Consider the following 21704-nt stretch of genomic DNA (forward strand, 5'->3'; position numbering starts at 1 on the left):
TTTGTGTTCATGGATCTTTTCTGTTTATAAGAGGGACATTTCGGATAAAACATACTAACGGGTTATATAGTAAAGAGTGATGAAAGCGAGGTGGTCTATATCGTTTGGTGGAAAGAGAGTGTGGTGTACCAGATCTATCCCAACAGCTTCAAAGATTCGGATGGGGACGGTCAGGGTGACTTGCAGGGGATATATGACAAGCTCGATTATTTGACTGATCTGGGCGTGGATGTAATTTGGATTTGTCCAATCTACGATTCACCTGGTCATGATAACGGATACGATATCCGTGATTATTACTCCATTTTACGTAAGTATGGCACGATGGAGGATTTTGACCGTTTGCTGGCTGAGGCGCACAAGCGCGGTCTCAAGATCATGATGGATCTGGTACTGAATCATACGTCGGATGAACATGCGTGGTTTGCCGAGTCACGTTCATCGAAAGTGAACCCGAAACGGGACTATTATATTTGGCGTTCAGGCAAAAATGGTCAGGTTCCAAACAACTGGGAGTCTTACTTTGGGGGATCTGTGTGGAAGCTTGATCCGGAGACGAATGAATATTATTTGCATCTCTATACAGAACACCAGCCTGACCTGAATTGGAACAATCCACAGATGGCAGAAGAGATGTATGAGATGGTGCATTGGTGGTTGCAAAAGGGTGTGGATGGTTTCCGTTTCGATGCGGTCGCGCATATCGGCAAGGCGGAGGGGTTACCCAGCGCACATAATCCGGATAATCTGCCGGTCGTTCCTGCGTACCAGCTTTTTTCCAACCTCGAGCAGGTGCATTCGATTCTGAATAAACTTAACGACATGATCCTGAAGCCGTATGGTCCAATGACTGTTGGAGAGACTTCCGGGCTTGGACCGGAACAGGCGCTGGCTTATGTTGGGACAGATCGGAATGAGCTCAATATGGTGTTCCAGTTTGAGCATATGTTTGTGGACGCTCAATCATCTGGAATCGGCAAATGGAACTATCGAGAGTGGAAGCTGCCCGAGCTGAAAGAAATTATGAGCCGCTGGCAAACCGTGCTGCATGACAGAGGCTGGAATGCCAATTATATGGGCAATCATGACCAGCCGCGTCCGGTATCCCGTTTCGGTGATGATGGAAAGTACAGGGTGCGCTCTGCCCAGATGCTGGCTACTTGGATGCTCACCCTTGAGGGTACGCCTTACATTTATCAAGGGGAAGAAATCGGCATGACCAATGTTGCTTTCCCTAATATTGAGGATTATCGGGATATTGAAACGATGAATTATTATCGGCAGCATATTGGACAAGGGCGAGCGAAACATGAAGTCATGCAAGCGATCTGGCGCAAGAGTCGTGATAATGCCCGTACACCGATGCAGTGGGATGATACGAAACATGCCGGATTTACCGATGGTGAGCCATGGATTCAGGTGAATGCGAATTATCCTGAGATTAATGTGGAGGATGCCGAACGTGATCCCCAGTCCATTTTGCATTATTACCGTAAACTAATCGCTCTTCGCAAACAACATAAAGTACTTATCTATGGGGAATACGAGCTGCTTTTGCCCAATGATCCCGATATTTATGCCTATACCCGGACGCTGGATGATGAGCAGATGCTTGTTATTCTGAATTTCCGTGAACATGAGCCTGAGATGCAATGGCCTGAGGGTTGGAACGATGAAAATGCCAAGACGGTCATTAGCAATGTCAGCAGACGATATTCCACCGATAAGGGTGCGATACTTCTTCAGCCATATGAAGCACGGGTTTATCGAATGCAGAGATGAGACATCATTTTGCTTTGGCGAAGAGTTTTGAATTATAATATGGGTTGAAAATCAAACCAAACGAACGCATATGTCAGGAGGATACCAAGTTGTTGAATATTACTTACCACGGACACTCCAGTGTACAACTGGGCACAGAAGAGAAGTCGTTGATCATTGATCCTTTCCTGCGTGGCAATGAACTTGCTGTCACCAAACCGGAAGACATCAAGACCGATGCCGTTTTACTGACACATGCACATATGGATCACATTTTGGATGCTGAACCCATCGCCAAGGCTAACAATGCTAAGGTGGTTGCGATTGTGGAACTGGCTACATATATGTCATGGAAAGGCCTGGACACCCTTGGCATGAACATGGGTGGAACGGTGGATCTTGGCTTTGCGCAAGCCAAAATGATTCAGGCTTTCCATACGTCCGGTATCGTACTGGAAGAGGAACAACGGATCATGTACGCAGGATTGCCTGCAGGATATATTATTAACATTGGTGGCAAAACCGTTTTGCATGCCGGAGATACTAGCCTGTTCGGTGATATGAAAATGATTGGTGACCGCCATGATATCGACGTAGCACTATTGCCTATTGGTGGACATTTCACCATGGGACCGGAGGATGCACTGCAGGCTGCTGAATGGTTCAATGCCAAGCTGACGATTCCGGTGCATTATGATACGTTCCCGGTTATTCGTCAGGATGCCGAGAAGTTTGTGGAGCAGCTTGCTTCCAAAGGTCTGGAAGGCCGTGTGCTGGCACCGGGACAATCCCTTACCCTGTAATGCTCTATTAATCACTGTTCAATCATAAAAGCAATACAAAGCTAAAGACGAATATCACGTCAAGATAACTGACGTGATATTCGTCTTTTTTCGGTTTCAAGTTCAATTTAGTACTCCATAGTTGGTCTGAATGACAAAAACCGTGAAATCCCATTGTTGAAGTTCATGCTCAAATGTTATAAAAAATTACACGGAAACCAAATGGAAATCCGAATTGACCTAAAAACAGGGGGAGCGTTCATGTCATTCGTGAAATCATTGTTTTTTCAAATTATTGTAGCGGTTATCATCGGGATTGGTGTAGGCATTCTGTGGCCTGATCTGGGTAGTCTGCTGCAGCCGCTCGGAACAGGTTTTATCAAGTTGATCAAAATGATCATTGCTCCATTAATCTTTATGGTTATCGTGACAGGCATTGCCAAAATCGGTGATCTGAAATCGGTTGGACGCATTGGATTCAAAGCCATTCTGTGGTTTGAAATCGCAACGACGGTTGCCCTCGTCCTTGGACTTGGCACAGCCAATCTGCTTCGTCCGGGTGCAAGCATGAATGTGGACCCCTCGACCCTTGATGCAAGTGGCATCGAAGCCAAAACCAATGGCTCTGAACTGCCGCATGTGGTCGACTTTATTATGAATATTATTCCAACAAGTGTTGTAGATGCTTTTGCACAAAATGCATTGTTGCAAGTGCTGCTCGTTGCCTGTTTGTTTGGGGTAGCCTTGGCAGCAACGGAAAGTAAGGCGAAGGAGAATGTGCTGACGTTGATTGAAAATGTATTGGGAATCTTGTTCCGCATTATTGGGTACATTATGAAACTGGCACCAATCGGAGCATTCGGCGCCATGGCGTACACGGTTGGAGCATATGGGGCATCCACACTCTCCTCCTTCGGTTTGCTGATTATTGCCTGTTACGGAGCAGCGTTACTGTTTCTGGTGATGCTTGCACTGGCTGCCTGGTGGATCACAGGGCTGAACTTTCTGCAATTTGTAAAATATACACGTTCCGAAGTGATGCTTGCGATTGGTACAGGTTCCTCGGAAGTCGTTATGCCCCGCATGATGGACAAGTTGACCAAGGCAGGATGTGACCGTGCTGTCGTCGGTCTCGTTGTCCCGACAGGGTACTCGTTCAATCTGGACGGAGCCTCGATCTACCTATCGCTAGCGACGGTTTTTCTGGCTCAGGCGGTTGGCATTGATCTGACACTGGGACAAGAGATTACGATTTTACTGGTGTTAATGCTTAGCTCCAAAGGTATGGCGGGTGTACCTGGCTCCGCATTCCTTGCTCTGTCTGCTACAGCTGCAGCCCTGAATGCATTCCCAGTAGCGGCTGTTGCCTTACTGCTAGGTGCAGACCGCTTCATGGATACCATGAGAGTATTCACGAATTTGATGGGCAACTGTGTTGCGGCATTTGTCGTGGCGAAATGGGAAGGGCTGTTGGACCAAAAACGTATGCGGGCGGTGCTTTCCGGGGAGATTAGTGCAGAAGAGCTGGAGAGAGAAGAACAAGCATCCTTGTCCTCGGTGAAGTTGAACAAAAGGGAACAGGGAAAAGGAATGGTTTCAATGGACATACTGTAAGAAACAGGAATTAAACGAGATCCGTATGAATTTTTAACTCATCATATCTTTGAATATGAACCGTCTGTTTACCCGCATGAAATCATGGGATAACAGACGGTTTTTTCGTTTAAGATACAGATATCATGGAGTTCTCGAACGCAAGCTTCAAAATAATTGTTACAGAGGAATCATTAATGGGGAATGTGTAGAAGAGGAAAAAGATAGCATATTGAAGTTTCAACTTGTATATACATGTTTAGTTATGTAATATATAAATGGAGTTAGGCCAAGAGAACCACATAAGCAATACAATTTATTGGAGGCGTTAACATGAGTTCAACCAACACAACTTCATCATCGTGGTGGAAGACTTCCACGGTGTATCAGGTATATCCCAAGAGTTTCAACGATACAACTGGATCGGGTACCGGAGACATTCGGGGATTGACCGAAAAGCTGGATTACTTGCAACATCTCGGTATTGATATCGTGTGGCTGCAGCCCGTATATGTCTCTCCACAGCATGATAACGGTTATGACGTAGCGGACTATTATCGGATTAATCCTGATTTTGGTACGATGGAAGATTTTGACGAACTGCTTAAAGGTCTGAAGGCACGTGGCATGAAGCTGATGATTGATATCGTGGTGAATCACTCTTCTACGGATCATGAGTGGTTCCAGCAATCACGTTCTTCCAAGGATAACCCATATCGCGATTATTATATTTGGAAGGACCCTGCTCCGGATGGTGGTGTGCCGAATAACTGGCAATCCAAGTTCGGCGGACCTGCATGGCAGTATGATGAGCAGACAGGACAATATTTCCTGACGTTGTTTGACAAAACACAGGCTGATTTGAATTGGGAGAACGAGCAGGTACGTAAGGCAGTACGGGACATGATCAAGTTCTGGGCGGAGAAGGGTGTAGATGGTTTCCGTATGGACGTCATCAATCTGATCTCCAAGGACCAGCGTTTCCCCGACGATGATGGTAGCGTTTCCCCAGGCGACGGACGTAAGTTCTACACCGATGGACCACGTGTGCATGAGTACATTACAGAGATGTATGAAGAGGTGTTTGGACCACACAATATGGTAACGGTTGGGGAGATGTCCTCCACTACGCTGGAGCATTGCATCAAATATTCGAACCCTGCTTCCCGGGAATTCTCCATGACGTTTAACTTCCACCATCTGAAAGTGGATTATCCGAATGGACAGAAGTGGGAACTGATGCCTTACGATTTTGAAGCGATGAAACAACTGTTTAGTGAGTGGCAGACAGGTATGCAGGCAGGTGGGGGATGGAATGCGTTGTTCTTGAACAACCATGATCAACCGCGGGCGTTGTCTCGTTTCGCAGATGATGGCGATTACCGTGCTGAGAGTGCCAAAATGCTCGCTACGACCATTCATGGCATGCAGGGAACACCTTACGTATACCAAGGCGAAGAGATCGGGATGCCGAATCCAGTCTGGAATGACGTTAGCGAGTTCCGTGATATTGAATCGACCAATATGTACCGACTGCTTCAGGAAGAACGGGGCAAATCCGCCGAGGAAGCATTCCAAATTGTGAAAGAGCGTTCACGGGATAATTCCCGTACACCGATGCAATGGGATGGAAGCGACAATGCAGGATTTACAACGGGTACACCGTGGATCAAAGTGGACGAACGATATCCGTCGATTCATGTGGCCCAGCAGATGGCTGACCCGAATTCGATCTATTATCATTATCGCAAGCTGATTGCTCTACGGAAACAGGTTGGTGTGCTGACCGACGGTCTGTATGAACGTTTGGACGATGCACACCCAGACGTATTCGCATATGCGCGGACCAATGGAAGCGAGACGCTGCTTGTGGTATCCAACTTCAGCAAGCGGGACGTAAAATTTGCTTTCTCTGAAGCCGTCTGGAATGACCACATTGCGGGTAAATCCGCAGAGCTGCTGATTGGCAATACGGAGGTATCGCCTGCACTTGAGCAAGAAATCTCCCTGAGCCCGTATTCATCCTATATGTGGCTTGTACCGCAACAGGACTAATTCACATTATATAAATGGGAAGTGACAATATGGCAATTGATAAAAAACAGGTTGAGGAGATCGTTCGCGCGGTCGGCGGCAAAGATAATATTGAAGCTGCAACGCATTGTGTCACACGCCTCCGGTTCGCCCTATACGACGAAAGTAAAGTAGATACGGAAAGTCTGGAACAGAACGATCTGGTCAAAGGCCAGTTCTCCTCACAAGGACAATTCCAGGTGGTCATCGGACCTGGGCTTGTGGATAAAGTGTATGATGAAATGATTCAGATTACCGGGGGCGAACGTGCTTCCAAGGATGACGTGAAGGCTGTTGCGGGTAAAAAGCAAAACCCGATTCAGCGTGCGATCAAAACGCTATCGGACATTTTCATCCCGATCCTGCCAGCCATCATCACGGCCGGTCTCTTGCTCGGTATTAATAACATTCTGACAGGACCAGGCATATTCTTTGATGGAAAATCACTGGTGGATGTATATCCGGCATGGAAGGATCTCGCATCTATTATTAATACCATTGCGAGCACAGCCTTTACCTTCCTGCCTGCGTTAATTGGTTGGTCCGCTGTAACAAGGTTCGGCGGCAGTCCGTTGCTTGGGATTGTACTTGGTCTGATCCTGGTACATCCCGATCTGCTGAGTGCTTATGGCTACGCCAATGCAGTCAACGAAGGCACCGTGCCTACGTGGAATCTGTTCGGCTGGCATATTGAGAAGATCGGTTATCAGGGGCAGGTTCTGCCGGTATTGGTATCCGCATATCTGCTTGCTAAGCTGGAGATTTTCCTGAACAAAAGGGTGCATGATTCGATCAAACTGCTTGTAGTTGCACCTGTCACTTTATTGATTACCGGATTCCTAGCATTTACAATCATTGGTCCAGTTACATTTGCCATTGCGAATGGAATTACATCCGGCTTGATCTATATTTACGATTCATATGCGGCTCTGGGCGGTCTGATCTACGGTGGACTGTACGCATTGCTCGTTATTACAGGAATGCACCATACGTTCCTAGCGGTAGACGTACAGCTGATTGGTAGCCAAGGCGGAACGTTCCTGTGGCCGATGCTGGCACTGTCCAATATCGCGCAAGGTTCTGCCGCACTTGCTATGATGCTCGTGCTTCGTGAGAAGAAAATGAGAGGACTTGCGGCAACTTCATCCGTTTCAGCCTTCCTCGGGGTAACCGAGCCGGCGATCTTTGGGGTGAATATCCGTTATCGTTATCCGTTTATTTTCGGTATGGTCGGTTCTGCGATCGGCGGTGTACTGCTTACGATGAATAATGTTCAGGCAACCTCTATCGGTGTAGGTGGCGTACCTGGATTCTTGTCCATTTTCCCGAACAAATGGGGAGTATTCTTCATCGGTATGGCGATTGTACTGGTTGTTCCGTTCGTACTGACTGTTATTTTCGGAAGAGCGAAGTTGAGAAAAGAAGACCGCAACGCAGATCAAGCTACTGTAGCTGGTGGTCAAACAACTTCAGCGAAATCAGCTTCTAGCACAACTACAACAAATGCAGTTGCAGAGCCACGCACACGCAGTGCTGCTCAGGTGGCGGATGAGCCTGTGAATACACTGGAAATCATGGCACCATTAACAGGTAAAGCTGTTCCGCTTGAACAAGTACCTGACCCGGCGTTTGCAGAGAAGCAAATGGGTGAAGGGGTTGCCATTGAACCTTCTGGCAATCAGGTTGTTGCCCCGTTTGATGCTCAGGTTGCCCATGTCATCAAGAGCAAACATGCTGTCATTCTTGAGCACGCGAGTGGCTTGCAGATTCTGATTCATGTCGGGATTAATACGGTATCGCTCAAAGGCGAAGGTTTTAACATGCATGTTGAAACTGGAGAGAAGGTAAGAGCCGGGCAAACGTTGCTTGAATTCGACCGTAAAGTGATTGAAGCTGCGGGATATCCGCTCATAACGCCAATCATTATTCCAGATGGTCAGGACATGGTTGATCGGGTGGAGGTCACTACAGGTGATGTTACATCCAATCAGAACGGTGTGCTTAAGGTTCATTTGAAAGGTTAAGTTTACGAACAAATGGGGAGCTGCGATATTCGCAGCTTCTTTTTTCAGCTTGATACCGAGATCAAGCTGAACGCATACCAATTTGTATGGGTTTACTCTTTATGGATTTCGTTTTTTTTATTGGTTACGTGGTAAACTGTATCTAGGATACATGTGGCAAAATCTCATGTTTGCAACGATCGGAAAGCTTGTTCATTAGGACTATGCATGTTCAGGTTGAAAAGTTCATATGGTTCAAAGAGAGTGGCTAGTCAATGGACGGAGGAGGAGAGCCATGACTCGTGTTGCGGTAATGGTCATTCATGGTCTGGGTATGCAAAAGGAAAATTATGCGGATACACTGATTTCGCGATTGCATAAGGAATTGGATCAGGTTATGGTGTTGCCGGGAGAAGCCAAACAGATGCTGGATATTGAGCCCGTATTTTGGGCTGACGTATTTGAGGATCGGGAAGAGGCGCTGTTTCAGCAGCTTGTCAGCTCTCAGGGATTGAACTATCAAGTGTTGCGTCGATTTGTTATACATTATCTGGCTGATGCCGTCGCGTATCAACCTGTGGAAAATCAAGGGCATAACTATGATGCGGTACATTATACGCTGAATCGGGCGATGCACGCACTTGCACAACGAAATGGGCCAGAAGCTCCACTCTGTATCATTGCACATAGTTTGGGAGCTGTGATTGCAAGTAATTTCTTCTATGATCTGCAATATCCGTCTAGTCGCACGCCCTCCATCGTGGATGTTACTTCCGCCTTGGAACGGGGAGATACCTTAACGAGCTTTTATTCCTTTGGAACGACATTGCCATTATGGAGCTTACGGTATCATGATTTTAGCCGGCCGATTCAGGTACCTTCACCGTTGGCAGGGCAGTACTTTCCTGGGCTTGAAGGGGAATGGATTAACTTTTATGATCGGGATGATATTCTGGGTTACCCACTGCGACCTATTGATCCGGCCTATGAGGCAGCGGTCAACGAAGACGTGGAAATTAACTCTGGCGGTGTAATTGGGAGCTGGAATCCGTTGAGTCATGGTGGATATTTCTCGAATGGAACCATGAATCGGAGAATTGCACAGGGTTTGGCTCGAACGTGGACGTGGGTGAATCGTGGATCAAGTTAAATGTCAGATATGAAGGGAGGACAATAATTATGGAATGCAGGACAGGCTGTGCCGCATGCTGTATCGCGATTTCCATCTCATCGCCGATACCCGGGATGGCTGACGGCAAGCCCGCAGGTGTGCGCTGTGTACAACTGACGGAGGACAATCGCTGCGGAATCTTTGGTCAGAAAGAGCGCCCGGCTGTATGCAACGGATTGCAGGCTTCGGAAGAGATGTGTGGCAGCACGGACCAGGAGGCGTTTGAGCGATTGAGCTGGCTGGAGCAGGAAACTGCCCCGAGTTCAGCGTGACAGAGTTGTTTTGATGGAAAAGGATAATTATACTTAATATGGAAGGGGTTTGAGAAAAGAAAGGGGTATGGGATGAATGGGACTTGCCAAACGGTTTGTAATGGTCGTTGTGAATATGATTGGAGAACTGTGGATGGGATTCTACAGGCGAAACTCAGACTTCTATGACAAGCAGACTTCAGAGTCAAAAAGCAAACTTGGCTATTATGCATTTATTATTGGGGCGGCCGCTGTAACTGTGGGCATTGTGAGTTGGATGTATAGTCGGGTTTATTCATAAAATGAGCAAACAAATAAAAGAGAGTATCCGCAGTCTGGAAATCAGTCGGATACTCTCTTTGGTGTGTCCACTTCCTATTTACTTGACCGAAGAATGGTGCTCGCCCCTTTTTTCCTCAACATATGCATGAGAATCATCTTAAGGAGCGAAGAGACGATAAAGAATATAAATAAGATGCGAAACAACTGATATCCGGACACCACCGATAGGTTGGCATTGACTTCATGGGCCATGATGCTCATCTGATCCATTCCGCCAGGTGCCATGCTCAACAATGATGTAGCGGCCGAGAGAGAGAACATCCTCATTAATATATAGCTCAAGCCAAGCGAACCTGCAATGAGGAGAACACTGCTTGATCCTTGGACGGTGATTGGCTCATTACGAAGCAGGACAGGGAGCTGATTCATCCACTGTCCTGTTGAATGGTTATCATTTATCTGTTCGCGGCAAGAACACGGGCAGATGGCTTCGGTTCTTTGAACATCATATAGTACATCAGCGAGGAAATCACGTATAAACTGCCTGTAATGCTGAACGTGATCGCGTACCCCCAATACGTGCCATAAGTGGTCACGAGGTAGGATTGCACGGGTCCCATGGTGGCCCATCCAATCATAAAGGCGGTCTGCATCAGTGAATTGGCTATTCCACGGCGTTTGTCCGATACTCTGTCTACCAGAATGGCGGATTGAATCGGATTGGCTGCATTCATCAGCGCTTGTCTGAATAAGAAACTCACTGAAGCGATGAGCAGCAGATTCGTAAAGCCAGTCAGCAGCAGGAAGGGCAGTGACATAACCTGGAAGATGACGACAGCTCGAACACTGCCCACCTTGGCCGCAAGTGTAGGTCCAATCAGCATCGATACAATGGTCATGATCTGACCCAATGAAATGAGCAGACTCATGGCACTTAAGGATACCGAAAAACGGTTGGTGAAATAAAGATTCAAATAAGGCACAACCAGTCCAGAACCAAACCCGATTAATAATTGGGTTATGACAAATTGACCGATCAAACGGGAATCTTTCTTTTGGCTAAGAGTAACGTTCTTGCTGCCTTGTACTGCGGAATGAACGACATCCTGTTTGTCATCCGTTGCAGATGTTGCAGATTCAGTGACAGGTTGCGCCGGAGTATCCGCTTGTGGTGCCTTCTTATCCTCGGATACAAACAACATCGGAATAAACGCAACCAGTGTAGCTGCCCCACCTACGAACAATACCGTTTGCAAACCAGTGACTTTGGCAAGGCCAGCCGTATGAAGCAGGTCTGCAAATATGCCACCACCCAAGCTGCCGAGTACCTGAGAAGCGAGTACGAGGCAGGAGTAATAGCTGAACATCTTCAGTCGTTGACTTTTTTTCACATTCTCAGCGAGGAAGGGAATGGCCAGTACCTGAAATACGCCAGCGAAAAGTCCTGAAAATACAGCAAACCAGATCAGTCCGCTGGCAGAATAATCGAAGGAGCGGCCAATCAGAAATATTCCGCTGAACAAGGCGCCGGTAATCAGCAGCCGCTTACGGCTGAAGAAATCGCCGCATAGTCCGATGGGAACAAACATAATCGCTGTCGCAAGTGATTGAATACTTACAATCTGGCCGTTCATTGTATCATTGTAGCCGAGACCCTGAATGTACAGATTGTACAAGACAGAGAACATGCCATTTCCGATCTGATACAAGATGCTTGCCAGAAAAAACAATTGAATATTGCGGGACCAGCCCCGAATTTCAGCATGAATCTGTTGTAGAAGTCTCAAGTGGTTTCCCCCAGTCTGCCTGTGCAGTGATTTTAGTTTAACAGGAATGGGGGATTTGCGGAAGAATTGACCACTGTTTATTTTGCAGTAGGGGATTCCAGCACTCGGGCAATCACGAATCCATCGTAGCCTTTAGTGCCTACAGTTTGCAGTGCGGTAGCTTCAAGACGCGGATTATCGGCAATTAATTTCAGGAATGACTGAACGCCCTGAACTCTGTTGTCCGTACTGTTTGCATTGATAACTTCACCGTCCCTGACGATATTGTCACCAATAATCAGACTTCCCGGACGAGCCAGACGCAGCGCCCATCGCAAATAGTCTGGATTACTCGGTTTGTCAGCATCGATGAAGATGAAATCAAAGGGTTCTCTGTACTCTTCCTGAACGTCGGGAAGAGTAGTCAGGGCAGGACCTACTCGAAGATCAACCTTGTGCATAAGTCCTACACGCGTGATGTTGGTTCGTGCCATCTCTGCATGGCGTGGATCTGCTTCCAGTGTGACGATACGTCCGTTTTCGGGAAGGGCTCTAGCCATCCAGATCGTACTGTATCCGCCAAGCGTCCCGATTTCCAGCACACGAGTTGCGCCTTGTATTTGAAGCAGGAGTTGAAGTAATTTCCCTTGATTAGGTGCTACATCATGAGCGGGCAAGCCGGCTTCCGCATTGGTAAGTAGTGCCTGCTCCAGCAGGAGATCCGAGGGGATTAATAAGGTGTTCAAATAGTTGTCGACTTGACTCCAGGTTTGCTGTTGAGTAGAACCATTCACATTGTTCATCGTTACATGTTCCTTTCCGATTGCATGTATTGGATTTCATACTTCAACTATAAAGGGAAGAAATACATAAATAAAATATATATTATGTATGTTAATATAACTTTAGATTATATACTTCAAGTGAAGAAGGCGTTGCGGTTGAATTTGCACGGATTACGATTGTTTCATGCCATCGTGAGATATGGAGGAGTCACGCGTGCGGCGGAAGAACTCAACATTAGCCAGCCAGCGGTATCCTCTCAGGTGAAGAAGTTTGAGCGGGAATTGGGCATTCAACTATTTGCTTCGGAGGGGAGAAGACTGGTTCTTACCGATGCGGGAATGCAATTAACAGGCTACGCGGAACGTCTGTTCATGCTGGAGCAGGATGTAGAGAACTTTGTGCAGGATTTTCGTGCAGGCAAGAAAGGGATGATTCGTCTTACCGCAACCTATTTGCCCTCGAATTTTCTGCTTCCGGGCTGGATTGCCCGTTTCAAGCAAATGCACGAGGATGTGGAGCTGGTTGTGAGCACAACCAATACTCGGATGGCTTTTGACCAACTGCTGCGTTATGAGGCCGAGATTGCGGTTTATGGTGGAAGTGGCATTACACATTCAGGTGTTCATTGGGACGAATTGTTTGAAGATGAAATGTGGTTTGTGGTACATCCCGATCATCCCTATGCGGGAAAGGAAATTGAGCTTCGGGAGATGGTGGCAGAGCCCTTCATCATGCGTGAAGAAGGCAGCGCTACACGGGAGCGTCTTGTCTCTCTTTGCACAACAAATAACCTGGCCGCTCCCCGCATTGCGCTTCAGTTCAATGGGTTGAACGAAACGATTAGTGCGGTGAAGGCAGGTTATGGAGCCAACTTTATTTCTTCTCTGGTCGTAAAGGAAGATGTACAACAGGGCAGGTTGGCTCGTGTATTCGTTCGAGGTGTACAGTTGAAAAACACCGTAGCCGTCTGTACACGAGCAGGGGAAGTGTTATCTCCTGCTGCACAGCATCTGGTTGAACTCATCAGACAGGAAGCATCATTAATGAAATGAATCTCAATAATGGCATGAGAGCTAACTTTAAATGTCATCCGTCGGCGCTGCTTTGGTTGTTCCTCGGGAGTATAACCGTGCATACAGGGTGACTCCTCCAACGATCAGAACAGGTATCCAGACTGCCATCATGGGTACGCGGTGGAACAACATCGCAGCTAGAATAACGCCGCCCAAATAGATCACAACGGCACCTGCGCGAAGGTATGCATCTGCTGATAGCGCTTTGACCAGCGAGCGGATATTGGCGTGTCGCAGTCGCTGAAGGATGCTTACCGCATCCTCAACCACGGCGGCCAGATTATTGGTAAGCACGGTCGTTGAGATACCGGCAATCCCAATGCGGCGTGCCGCAGTCGTTTGCATCCCCATTGCGGTGGCCAGCATGGCAATCAGCAAATAGGATAGTTGTTCCGAATAAGGACTGATCATAGCGATGGCAAAGAGCAGAAGCAATATACTTTCTACAGTGAACACAGATGTGACCCGGGAAGACCAGCCATTTTTCGTCTGCACATGTCCGATCATGTATGCCGCAATGGCATTACCGGCAATAAAACCAATGAGGGCAAGGATTGCACGCAGCACAACCAATTCCTGAGCACGGGCAATCGCGATCCCCAGTAGCACAATATTACCCGTCATATTGGCTGTAAGCACATGCCCTAGTCCCAGGTATCCGATCACATCAACCATTCCGGCAGACATGCATAACAGCAGCATTGCGTACTTTTGGAGGGTATTTTGATTCATAATCATCCGTCCTTTCAAAAAAACGTAACCCCTCCAGTATACATCCACAACGCATGATCCTTCAAAATGAAGTTTATGATTCAAGCCCAATTTCCCATAGCAGCAAACTTGTTTAAATCATGCCTACTCTGCAGCTAAGGTGCTGCAAGCCAGTCAAACATATTGTTCACTGCCGCCTCATGCATCCTCTCCTGAAAACGATGATCCTGTCCCCCATAAGCATGAAATGTAACGTTGGCACCTCTACGTTTCAGCCAATGATACATCCGGGTTCCATGACTGTAATTCACCTGCGTATCAGACGTGCCATGCATGATCAGCACAGGACAATGGAGTTTGTGTGCCTTCGACAAGGGAGAACGGGCGAGATAAGCTTCCGGAACTGAACGTGGCGAACCGCCAAGCACCCTTTTCAAAGTACGTCTCAAGTCGGTTCGTTCATGATAGGTACGTTCCACATCGGCGACACCGCTCCAAAGCACCAGTTTATGTACCTGCTGAGGTCCTTCATTGTAGGTTGTTGCTGTATGTACGGCATTAATGGCTCCACGCGAAAATCCCATCATTGAAATTCGCTTCGTATCGGCAAAGGGCCACTCTTGCACAAGTCGGTAAGCGGCATGTACATCTTCGGCATCTCGTCCGCCATACTCGTCACGTCCTTCGCCACCTTCGTTACCACGATATGATGGAGCGAACACGATATAACCTTTATGGACAAATTGCTCCAGCCAAGCGGTATTTACCCCACCATAGTTGCCCAACCCACCGCGGCAATAGATCAGAACCGGCCAACGTGCATCAATACCGTCCATGGTGTGTTGTTCTACAGGAGGGTAGCGGCTTGCGAGCTGTTGCATTTGCATGGATTCTTGAGTTACGGTGAAGCCTTGGAAGGCAGGGCTGCTATGAGTGTTTTCTAACGGCGAGAAGGCGGGTAAGAAGCAGCCGTCAGGCAGGCATAAATAGCCTTTTACCCGAAGCGCATCGGACGAATACGTCACATGATAGAGCAGGGGGATCGACCTCTTTCATCGGAAATGGCGTGCCAATTGACCATGATTCTTCTTTAGGATGCGCCTAAACGAGGTTCCCATACCTTTCCTCCAGCAACAGCCGTTCGGTGCGAGAAATTCGTTTATTGGCTCCATATGATTTATAATGGTTCAGGAGACATGTGAATTGACCTCTGTCCTCGTATTTATAAAACTAACTTTAGTGTGCACGAAGAAAGGAAGAAAACCATGATGAACGCTCCACATCCGATTGATCAATTCAAGAAATTTAAATATGAAATTACGAGATTTATGATGATTTATAAATTTGCTTTGGATCAAATGGAGACCAAAATCGAGGTGCTGAAGGAAGAATTTCAGTCCCTGCATGATTACAGCCCGATCGAACATACGAAATCCAGATTAAAGTCACCTGAGAGCATTATGAACAAGATGTTCCGCAAAAATCACGAGTTAACCTTTGAAAGCATCAAGGAAAATATTAAGGATATCGCGGGTGTGCGAATTACCTGCTCTTTTATCTCCGATATCTACCGGATTAAGGATATGCTGTGCAATCAAAGTGACCTGCGTGTGCTAGAAGTGAAAGATTATATCCAGAATCCGAAGCCAAACGGTTACCAGAGCCTTCATCTTCTGGTTGAAGTGCCTGTTTACATGTCTAATGGACAGGAGCGGGCGTGTGTGGAAATCCAGATTCGTACGATTGCGATGGATTTCTGGGCGAGCCTGGAGCATAAAATCTTTTATAAATACAATAAAGATGTTCCCGAGCGTTTAACGAAAGAACTGAAAAGTGCAGCAGACTCTGCAAACGCACTGGATCAACAAATGGAGAGACTGCACCGGGAGATTCAGGAGATCAAGGACGCCGAGAATGAGCGGGATGAAGAAGAACTACGCCGTATTATCATTAACAATCAACAGTTCACGCTACCTTCCAACCTGCTCAAGCTGTTAGGAAACGGGGAACAATAAGGAAACGTGAACTACCGCAGGGAAAGGAATATGTTATTCATATGAAAAGTACACCAGCTTCATTAAGCACCAATTCTACATCCCGTGTACGTATGGCATTGATTCTGGGGACACTGTCGGCCTTTGGGCCGCTGTCCCTGGATATGTATTTGCCAGCACTGCCTACACTGGCCGATGAATTCCAGTCATCCACTTCTTATGCCCAGCTCAGTCTAACGGCATGTATGGTCGGACTGGCCGCAGGGCAGCTGCTGGCTGGACCTCTAAGTGATGTACGTGGTCGTCGTGCGCCGCTTATTGCAGGTCTTATTCTCTATACGATCGCCTCCATACTCTGTCTGGTCAGCCCAACGATGGGCTCTTTTGTTGTGCTGCGTTTCATTCAGGGTGCAGCGGGAGCTGCGGGAATTGTCATCTCGCGTGCAGTGGTGAGGGATGTGTATTCCGGGCCGGAGCTAACACGTTTCTTCTCACTCTTAATGCTGATTAATGGGGTCGCACCCATTGCTGCACCAATTATCGGCGGGCAATTGCTTGCGTATACGTCGTGGCGTGGCGTATTTATTTTGCTGAGTATCATCGGGATTTTGACTTTAGTTGCTGTTGTGGTTGGTCTTGGAGAGACACTGCCTGCAGAGCGACGATCTAGCGGAGGACTGAAGCAGACGCTGATTACATTCCGCAAAATTGCAGGGGATCGCCTGTTCATGGGATATGCTTTAACCCAAGGGTTTGTATCTGCTGGTATGTTTGCCTACATATCGGGTTCGCCGTTCGTGCTTCAAAAAATATATGGCATTTCCCCGCAAATGTTCAGTATCTGCTTCGCCATTAACGGTCTGGGCATCATATTGGCAAGTCAGATTGCCGGAAGACTTGCGGGTAAAGTATCTGAAACTCGTCTGTTAATCGCAGGACTGATAACTGCTGCTCTGGGAGGAACATCGCTGCTCATCGCCATTCTAGCAGGAGGTAATCTGATTTCGGTTCTGATCCCGTTATTTCTCGTGGTATCCAGTGTGGGGCTGGTTAATACGGCTTCCTTCTCACTGGCGATGGCTAATCAAGAGAAATCAGCAGGCAGTGCATCAGCACTTATTGGGGTTATGACGTTCCTATTTGGTGGTATTGTCGCTCCGCTTGTAGGTCTTGGAGGAGAAGGCACAGCTGTGCCAATGGGCATTGTAATCGCTTGTGCGGATCTTGGTGCATTGCTGATTTACGTTGTTATGGTAGGCAAGAACGGTAAACGTCAGGGTGAAAAACGCCTGGCGTGAAATGTATTGCATTGTTGCTGTGATTAGATAAATGCTTGCTGATAATAAGAAATAATGTAGCCATAAAAAAGCGCTCCAATTGGAAGGTTCTGTCCTCCAACTGGGGCGCTTGTTCTATGTGTGAACGTGATCTAACAGAGAGCAAACAAAATCTGTGTATTGAGCAGGATACCTGGAGTCAGGAACGGATAGAAGTAACCAATGACAAAACCGAACAGATTGGTGGATGGCCACATTAAGTAAACGTCATTGTATGTGAATACGAGAGACCAGCGGTTATAACAGAAATTTTGCAGTACACGTTGCTCAGGATCACGAGGCGTAGCTACTCCTGATTGAGCAAATTGCACAGCCTGGGTCAGATTCTGTGGTTGTTGCTGGATAAATAGCGGTAGAAGACCAGGGCTGCTTTTGATCAGGTTATACAGAAAAACCATCTCAGCCGGGGGCTGACCTACTGGGCGTGGATAAGCGCTTAGAAGGGTAGGCAGATTACCTTGTGATAGCTGAGCGGGCACACCCGGTGCCGCACCAGGTACGCCTCCAGGAAAGTAAGGAGGTTGACCGCCACTACCTCCGCCGGGAATGAATGGGGGATAGGAACCTGGTGATCCCGGAAAACCTGGCACAGGCTGACCTCCTGGAGCTCCTCCTGGGAATAGCGGGGGCAATTGAAACGAACGATCCTCATCATATCCTGAATAGGTGTTATAAACGTAATCCATGTACGAACATCCTTCCTGTCATCGTATTCTTGAATTAGCTTATGGCGGCATCCGCCTAAATGTGAATTGTTCGAATGAAGGGCTTTCGATCTTAAAAGGCAAAAGCTGCATTGACAACTTCGTTGATAACAATTATCATTGTCAATGGAATTGGACAAAAGTACATACCAGTATTATATGCATGAATAATGTATAAACGTCTAAGTCTGTCATAACAACTCATTCCATTGAGGTGTTCATATTGAAAGGGGATAGTCACTTGTTTAAGAAAAATAAAAAAATGGTCATGCTTCTGATCACTGTAATGGTCATGTCCATCTGGCTGGCAGCATGCGGATCGAAGCCAGCAGACAACGGTACAGCAGCAGGAGAGAACAATACAGCAACGGAGACAGAGACACAGACAGAAGCTCCGACAGAACGTACATTGACAGATGCAATGGGTCACGAAGTGAAAATCCCTGCAAATCCGGAGCGGATCATCGCTTCGTATCTGGAAGATAATCTGGTTACACTTGGCGTTAAGCCAGTTGCCCAATGGTCCGTAGCCAACGGAATCCAGGAGTATCTGCAAAAAGATCTGGACGGCATTCCAACGATTGCCTTCGATCTTCCTTTCGAAGCGGTAACAAGCTTCAACCCGGATCTGATTATCATCGGTTCCGAAAGTGTGGTTGAAGGCGAGAAATACGCACAATACAGCAAGATCGCGCCTACTTATGTACTTGGCGACGAGGTCAACAGCGACTGGCGCAAAGCGCTGCTGAAAATCGGCGAAATTCTGAATAAAGGCGATGAAGCACAAAAAGCGCTGGATGATTACGAAGTGAAAGCCACAGAAATCAAGGAGAAAATCAATACCGTTACAGGTGGAACGAAATCGGCAGCGGCCATTTGGTTGGTTAGCGGCAAATTCTTCATCGTAAGTGACAATGTATCCAGTGGTGAAGTGATGTACAAGGAACTGGGTCTTGCTGAGCCTGAAGTTGTGAAAGAAATCTCTGCTAATGCGACAGGTAACTGGTCTTCCATCTCGCTGGAAAAATTGGCAGAAATGGATGTAGACTATTTGTTCTTTGTGAATAGTGATGAAGGTACCGGTTCAGAAGCACTGAAAGATCCGGTATGGCAAAGCATCCCGGCAGTGAAAAATGGTAACTTATTCGAATTTACCCGTTCGAGCAGCTGGTTGTATAGTGGAGTTCAAGCGAACCTTCAAATTATGGAAGACATTCAGAACAGTATTGTAAAATAATAGATATCAAATACGAATCCGAATGTGTATACTCCTTGGTGCGATGAGCACCAGGGAGTTTTTTGTGATTTCAACATTTTACGATATATAATAACTAATGAAGTGAAGCTCGTGAGTATCGTTTTACAATTACGGAAGGGGATAGCTAATGATGCATATTTTGGATCCGCGAGAATTGACGGGCAGAGATAACTATAAACTGATGAGTGGTTCGGTGGTACCGCGCCCAATCGCATTTGTGACAACACTTTCTCATGATGGCAGCGTCATTAATGCAGCGCCCTTTAGTTTTTTTAATATAGTCAGCTCTGACCCGCCGATATTATCCATATCCATCGGTCGCAAGGATGGCGTTATGAAAGATACGGCTCGCAATGTGCTTTTCTTGCAAGAACTGGTAGTACATATCTGTGATGAATCGATCGCTCTTGACATGAACGAGACTGCTGCCATGCTGGAACCCCACGAAAGTGAGCTGGAACGGACAAATCTAACGACTGTACCAAGTACGGTGGTCTCCGTACCAGCAATACAGGAAGCACTCATTCGGATGGAGTGTAAGTTGTATCAGCATATACTGATATCGAACGATGAGGGAAAACCTGTGAGTGATTTGCTTCTGGTTCGCATTGTACAATACCATTTCAGTGAGAACGTGTATGATCCTGCCACCAAATATATATTGATGGATCAGCTGAAACCGATTAGCAGACTGGCTGGAAATGACTATGCGAAACTTGGCGATAGATTTACGGTGGTAAGGCCGGAGTAGCAGCGGAGCAGGCTGAACGATCTATTGAAGAATGGGTCCGGATAAGATAATAATAATCGTCGTTTAATAAGGCGGACAACATGTGCGGAATTCGCATATGTTGTCCGCCTTTGCTTGTTTCGTGAACATAAAGGGGGCAAGCCCTGAATAGACTTGTACTATATCCTGCACATGTGACAAGAACCCATTTATATATAAGGAGGTTGGAGCCGATGAACCAACTTGATGGAACCGTAGCCGCAAGTATCATAGGAATTGGAACGGCATTGCCTATTCACCGCATTGAGCAAAAGGATGTGTCTGCTCGGCTCGCACAAGCGCTGGAGCATGAACCGGATTCCAGACGATGGGCCAAGCGAATATTCAACCAGTGCGGTGTCGAGACGCGTTATTCATGTGAGCCGAACCTGCTGGAGCCAGTAGAGTCTTGCCGTTATCTGCCCTTTACCCAGGCGGAGAACGTTCCGACCACAGCCGAACGTATGGCCAAATATAAGGAAGCAGCCGTTCCGCTTGGAATCCAGGCAGCGCGTCAGGCACTCGAGGATGCCATCGTTTCGACTTCAGAGATTACACATCTCATTACCGTCAGTTGCACAGGGCAATTCCTGCCCGGTCTCGATGTTCGGCTGATTCAGCAGCTTGAACTATCGCCGCGTATTAACCGGATTCCGCTTGTGTTCCAGGGATGCGCCGCTGGTCTGAAAGCTGTACAGTTGGCAAATTCAATTGTGACGAGTGAGAAAGACGCTACAGTTCTTATCGTATGTGTGGAGCTGTGCACCCTTCATTTTCAGCCTTCCGCTAAGCGGGATGACCTGTTCGCAGCGTCCTTCTTCGGTGATGGCGCATCTGCCTGTGTTGTGGGCCTGTCCGGAACAGGACGCAAAGAACTGTTCAGATTGGGTAGCGGGCATTCCGTGTTGCTGCCAGACTGTTCGGAAGAGATGATCTGGGAAGTGGGCAATACCGGCTTCGATCTGTATCTCTCGCCACAGATTCCGAAGCTGCTGGGTTTACATCTTGGTCCAGAGGTTGAACGATTACTGAACGGCAGCGATCTACCAGAAATCTGGGCGATCCACCCCGGAGGCAGAGGTATTGTGGATGCGGTGCAGAAGCTGTACCAGCTGTCAGATGAACAGGTCGCTTACAGCCGAAACATTTTACGGGATTATGGAAATCTATCCTCTGTGACGATTTTGTTTGTTTTACAAGCCATCCGCGATGATTATCGTAAAAATGAAGAAGCTTCCAGCGGAATAGCACTTGCATTTGGACCGGGTTTAACAGCCGAATTGCTTCCTTTTACTTATGTTCCTGCATCCGTTGAAGAAAGAGAAACAGTGAATCAAGGCGCAATTTAAAAGAATCGGAATTACCAATCTGATAGCAGAGGAGCTTGGGT

At 47.2% G+C, this 21704-nt stretch carries 20 protein-coding genes; 14 read left to right on the forward strand and 6 right to left on the reverse strand.

What is annotated here, in order from left to right; translation table 11 throughout:
* Positions 1–90: 90 nt before the first annotated feature.
* The 8 genes from BLV50_RS02925 (at position 91) to BLV50_RS02960 (ending at position 9935) form a co-directional block, all read left to right on the forward strand.
* Entirely contained in the window at positions 91–1782 is a 1692-nt protein-coding gene (locus tag BLV50_RS02925; RefSeq protein ID WP_063563388.1) for a glycoside hydrolase family 13 protein, read from the forward strand.
* Between the two features lie 89 nt (positions 1783–1871).
* The gene (locus BLV50_RS02930) at positions 1872–2564 is read left to right on the forward strand and encodes a metal-dependent hydrolase (RefSeq protein ID WP_064638869.1); all 693 of its coding nucleotides are present in this window, start codon (positions 1872–1874) and stop codon (positions 2562–2564) included.
* A 240-nt stretch (positions 2565–2804) separates the two neighbouring features.
* A complete protein-coding gene (gene dctA / locus BLV50_RS02935) occupies positions 2805–4157 on the forward strand; it encodes a C4-dicarboxylate transporter DctA (protein WP_090805756.1) in 1353 nt (450 codons plus the stop codon).
* A 312-nt stretch (positions 4158–4469) separates the two neighbouring features.
* On the forward strand, positions 4470–6191 hold the full coding sequence (treC, locus tag BLV50_RS02940) for an alpha,alpha-phosphotrehalase (RefSeq protein ID WP_090805758.1): 1722 nt from the start codon (positions 4470–4472) through the stop codon (positions 6189–6191).
* Positions 6192–6220: 29 nt separating this feature from the next.
* Complete coding sequence (treP, locus tag BLV50_RS02945) at positions 6221–8233, forward strand: PTS system trehalose-specific EIIBC component (protein ID WP_090805761.1); 2013 nt, start codon at positions 6221–6223, stop codon at positions 8231–8233.
* 274 nt (positions 8234–8507) lie between these two features.
* Positions 8508–9362, forward strand: coding sequence for a chemotaxis protein (locus BLV50_RS02950; protein ID WP_090805763.1), 855 nt, complete (start codon positions 8508–8510; stop codon positions 9360–9362).
* Between the two features lie 29 nt (positions 9363–9391).
* Positions 9392–9655 carry a YkgJ family cysteine cluster protein gene (locus BLV50_RS02955; protein WP_090805765.1) on the forward strand — a complete coding sequence of 88 codons (264 nt, stop codon included), beginning with the start codon at positions 9392–9394 and terminating at the stop codon, positions 9653–9655.
* 76 nt (positions 9656–9731) lie between these two features.
* A complete protein-coding gene (locus BLV50_RS02960) occupies positions 9732–9935 on the forward strand; it encodes a hypothetical protein (protein ID WP_064638863.1) in 204 nt (67 codons plus the stop codon).
* 74 nt (positions 9936–10009) lie between these two features.
* Here BLV50_RS02960 and BLV50_RS02965 read toward each other — a convergent pair whose 3' ends face one another.
* From BLV50_RS02965 to BLV50_RS02975, 3 genes are all read right to left on the reverse strand, one after another.
* Entirely contained in the window at positions 10010–10345 is a 336-nt protein-coding gene (locus tag BLV50_RS02965; RefSeq protein WP_090805768.1) for an AbrB family transcriptional regulator, read from the reverse strand.
* A gap of 26 nt (positions 10346–10371) precedes the next feature.
* Entirely contained in the window at positions 10372–11703 is a 1332-nt protein-coding gene (locus BLV50_RS02970) for an MFS transporter (protein WP_090805771.1), read from the reverse strand.
* Positions 11704–11780: 77 nt separating this feature from the next.
* On the reverse strand, positions 11781–12485 hold the full coding sequence (locus BLV50_RS02975) for an O-methyltransferase (RefSeq protein WP_090805774.1): 705 nt from the start codon (positions 12483–12485) through the stop codon (positions 11781–11783).
* A 138-nt stretch (positions 12486–12623) separates the two neighbouring features.
* On the opposite strand from BLV50_RS02975, the gene BLV50_RS02980 reads away from it, so the two are divergent.
* Positions 12624–13520, forward strand: a complete 897-nt coding sequence (locus tag BLV50_RS02980) for a LysR family transcriptional regulator (RefSeq protein WP_072732565.1) — start codon at positions 12624–12626, stop codon at positions 13518–13520.
* A gap of 27 nt (positions 13521–13547) precedes the next feature.
* On the opposite strand, the gene BLV50_RS02985 is transcribed toward BLV50_RS02980, so the two are convergent.
* Entirely contained in the window at positions 13548–14273 is a 726-nt protein-coding gene (locus BLV50_RS02985; protein WP_256337834.1) for a YoaK family protein, read from the reverse strand.
* Between the two features lie 134 nt (positions 14274–14407).
* Complete coding sequence (locus BLV50_RS02990; protein WP_083584560.1) at positions 14408–15277, reverse strand: alpha/beta hydrolase family protein; 870 nt, start codon at positions 15275–15277, stop codon at positions 14408–14410.
* Positions 15278–15520: 243 nt separating this feature from the next.
* On the opposite strand from BLV50_RS02990, the gene BLV50_RS02995 reads away from it, so the two are divergent.
* Both BLV50_RS02995 and BLV50_RS03000 read left to right on the forward strand, forming a co-directional pair.
* Positions 15521–16267: a GTP pyrophosphokinase gene (locus BLV50_RS02995; RefSeq protein WP_063563616.1), complete on the forward strand. Its 747-nt coding sequence runs from the start codon at positions 15521–15523 to the stop codon at positions 16265–16267.
* Positions 16268–16308: 41 nt separating this feature from the next.
* On the forward strand, positions 16309–17544 hold the full coding sequence (locus BLV50_RS03000; RefSeq protein ID WP_063563401.1) for a multidrug effflux MFS transporter: 1236 nt from the start codon (positions 16309–16311) through the stop codon (positions 17542–17544).
* 131 nt (positions 17545–17675) lie between these two features.
* On the opposite strand, the gene BLV50_RS03005 is transcribed toward BLV50_RS03000, so the two are convergent.
* Positions 17676–18269, reverse strand: coding sequence for a hypothetical protein (locus BLV50_RS03005; RefSeq protein ID WP_090805777.1), 594 nt, complete (start codon positions 18267–18269; stop codon positions 17676–17678).
* A gap of 259 nt (positions 18270–18528) precedes the next feature.
* Between BLV50_RS03005 and BLV50_RS03010 the strand changes: the two genes are divergently transcribed.
* From BLV50_RS03010 to BLV50_RS03020, 3 genes are all read left to right on the forward strand, one after another.
* On the forward strand, positions 18529–19524 hold the full coding sequence (locus BLV50_RS03010) for an iron-hydroxamate ABC transporter substrate-binding protein (RefSeq protein ID WP_244552061.1): 996 nt from the start codon (positions 18529–18531) through the stop codon (positions 19522–19524).
* Positions 19525–19675: 151 nt separating this feature from the next.
* Positions 19676–20296 carry a flavin reductase family protein gene (locus BLV50_RS03015; protein WP_090805780.1) on the forward strand — a complete coding sequence of 207 codons (621 nt, stop codon included), beginning with the start codon at positions 19676–19678 and terminating at the stop codon, positions 20294–20296.
* Between the two features lie 212 nt (positions 20297–20508).
* Positions 20509–21663 carry a type III polyketide synthase gene (locus BLV50_RS03020; RefSeq protein WP_090805783.1) on the forward strand — a complete coding sequence of 385 codons (1155 nt, stop codon included), beginning with the start codon at positions 20509–20511 and terminating at the stop codon, positions 21661–21663.
* The last annotated feature ends 41 nt before the right edge of the window (positions 21664–21704 follow it).

Origin of the sequence: Paenibacillus sp. 276b, from assembly GCF_900107875.1 — a bacterium.
In the GTDB taxonomy this organism is placed as follows: domain Bacteria; phylum Bacillota; class Bacilli; order Paenibacillales; family Paenibacillaceae; genus Paenibacillus; species Paenibacillus marchantiae.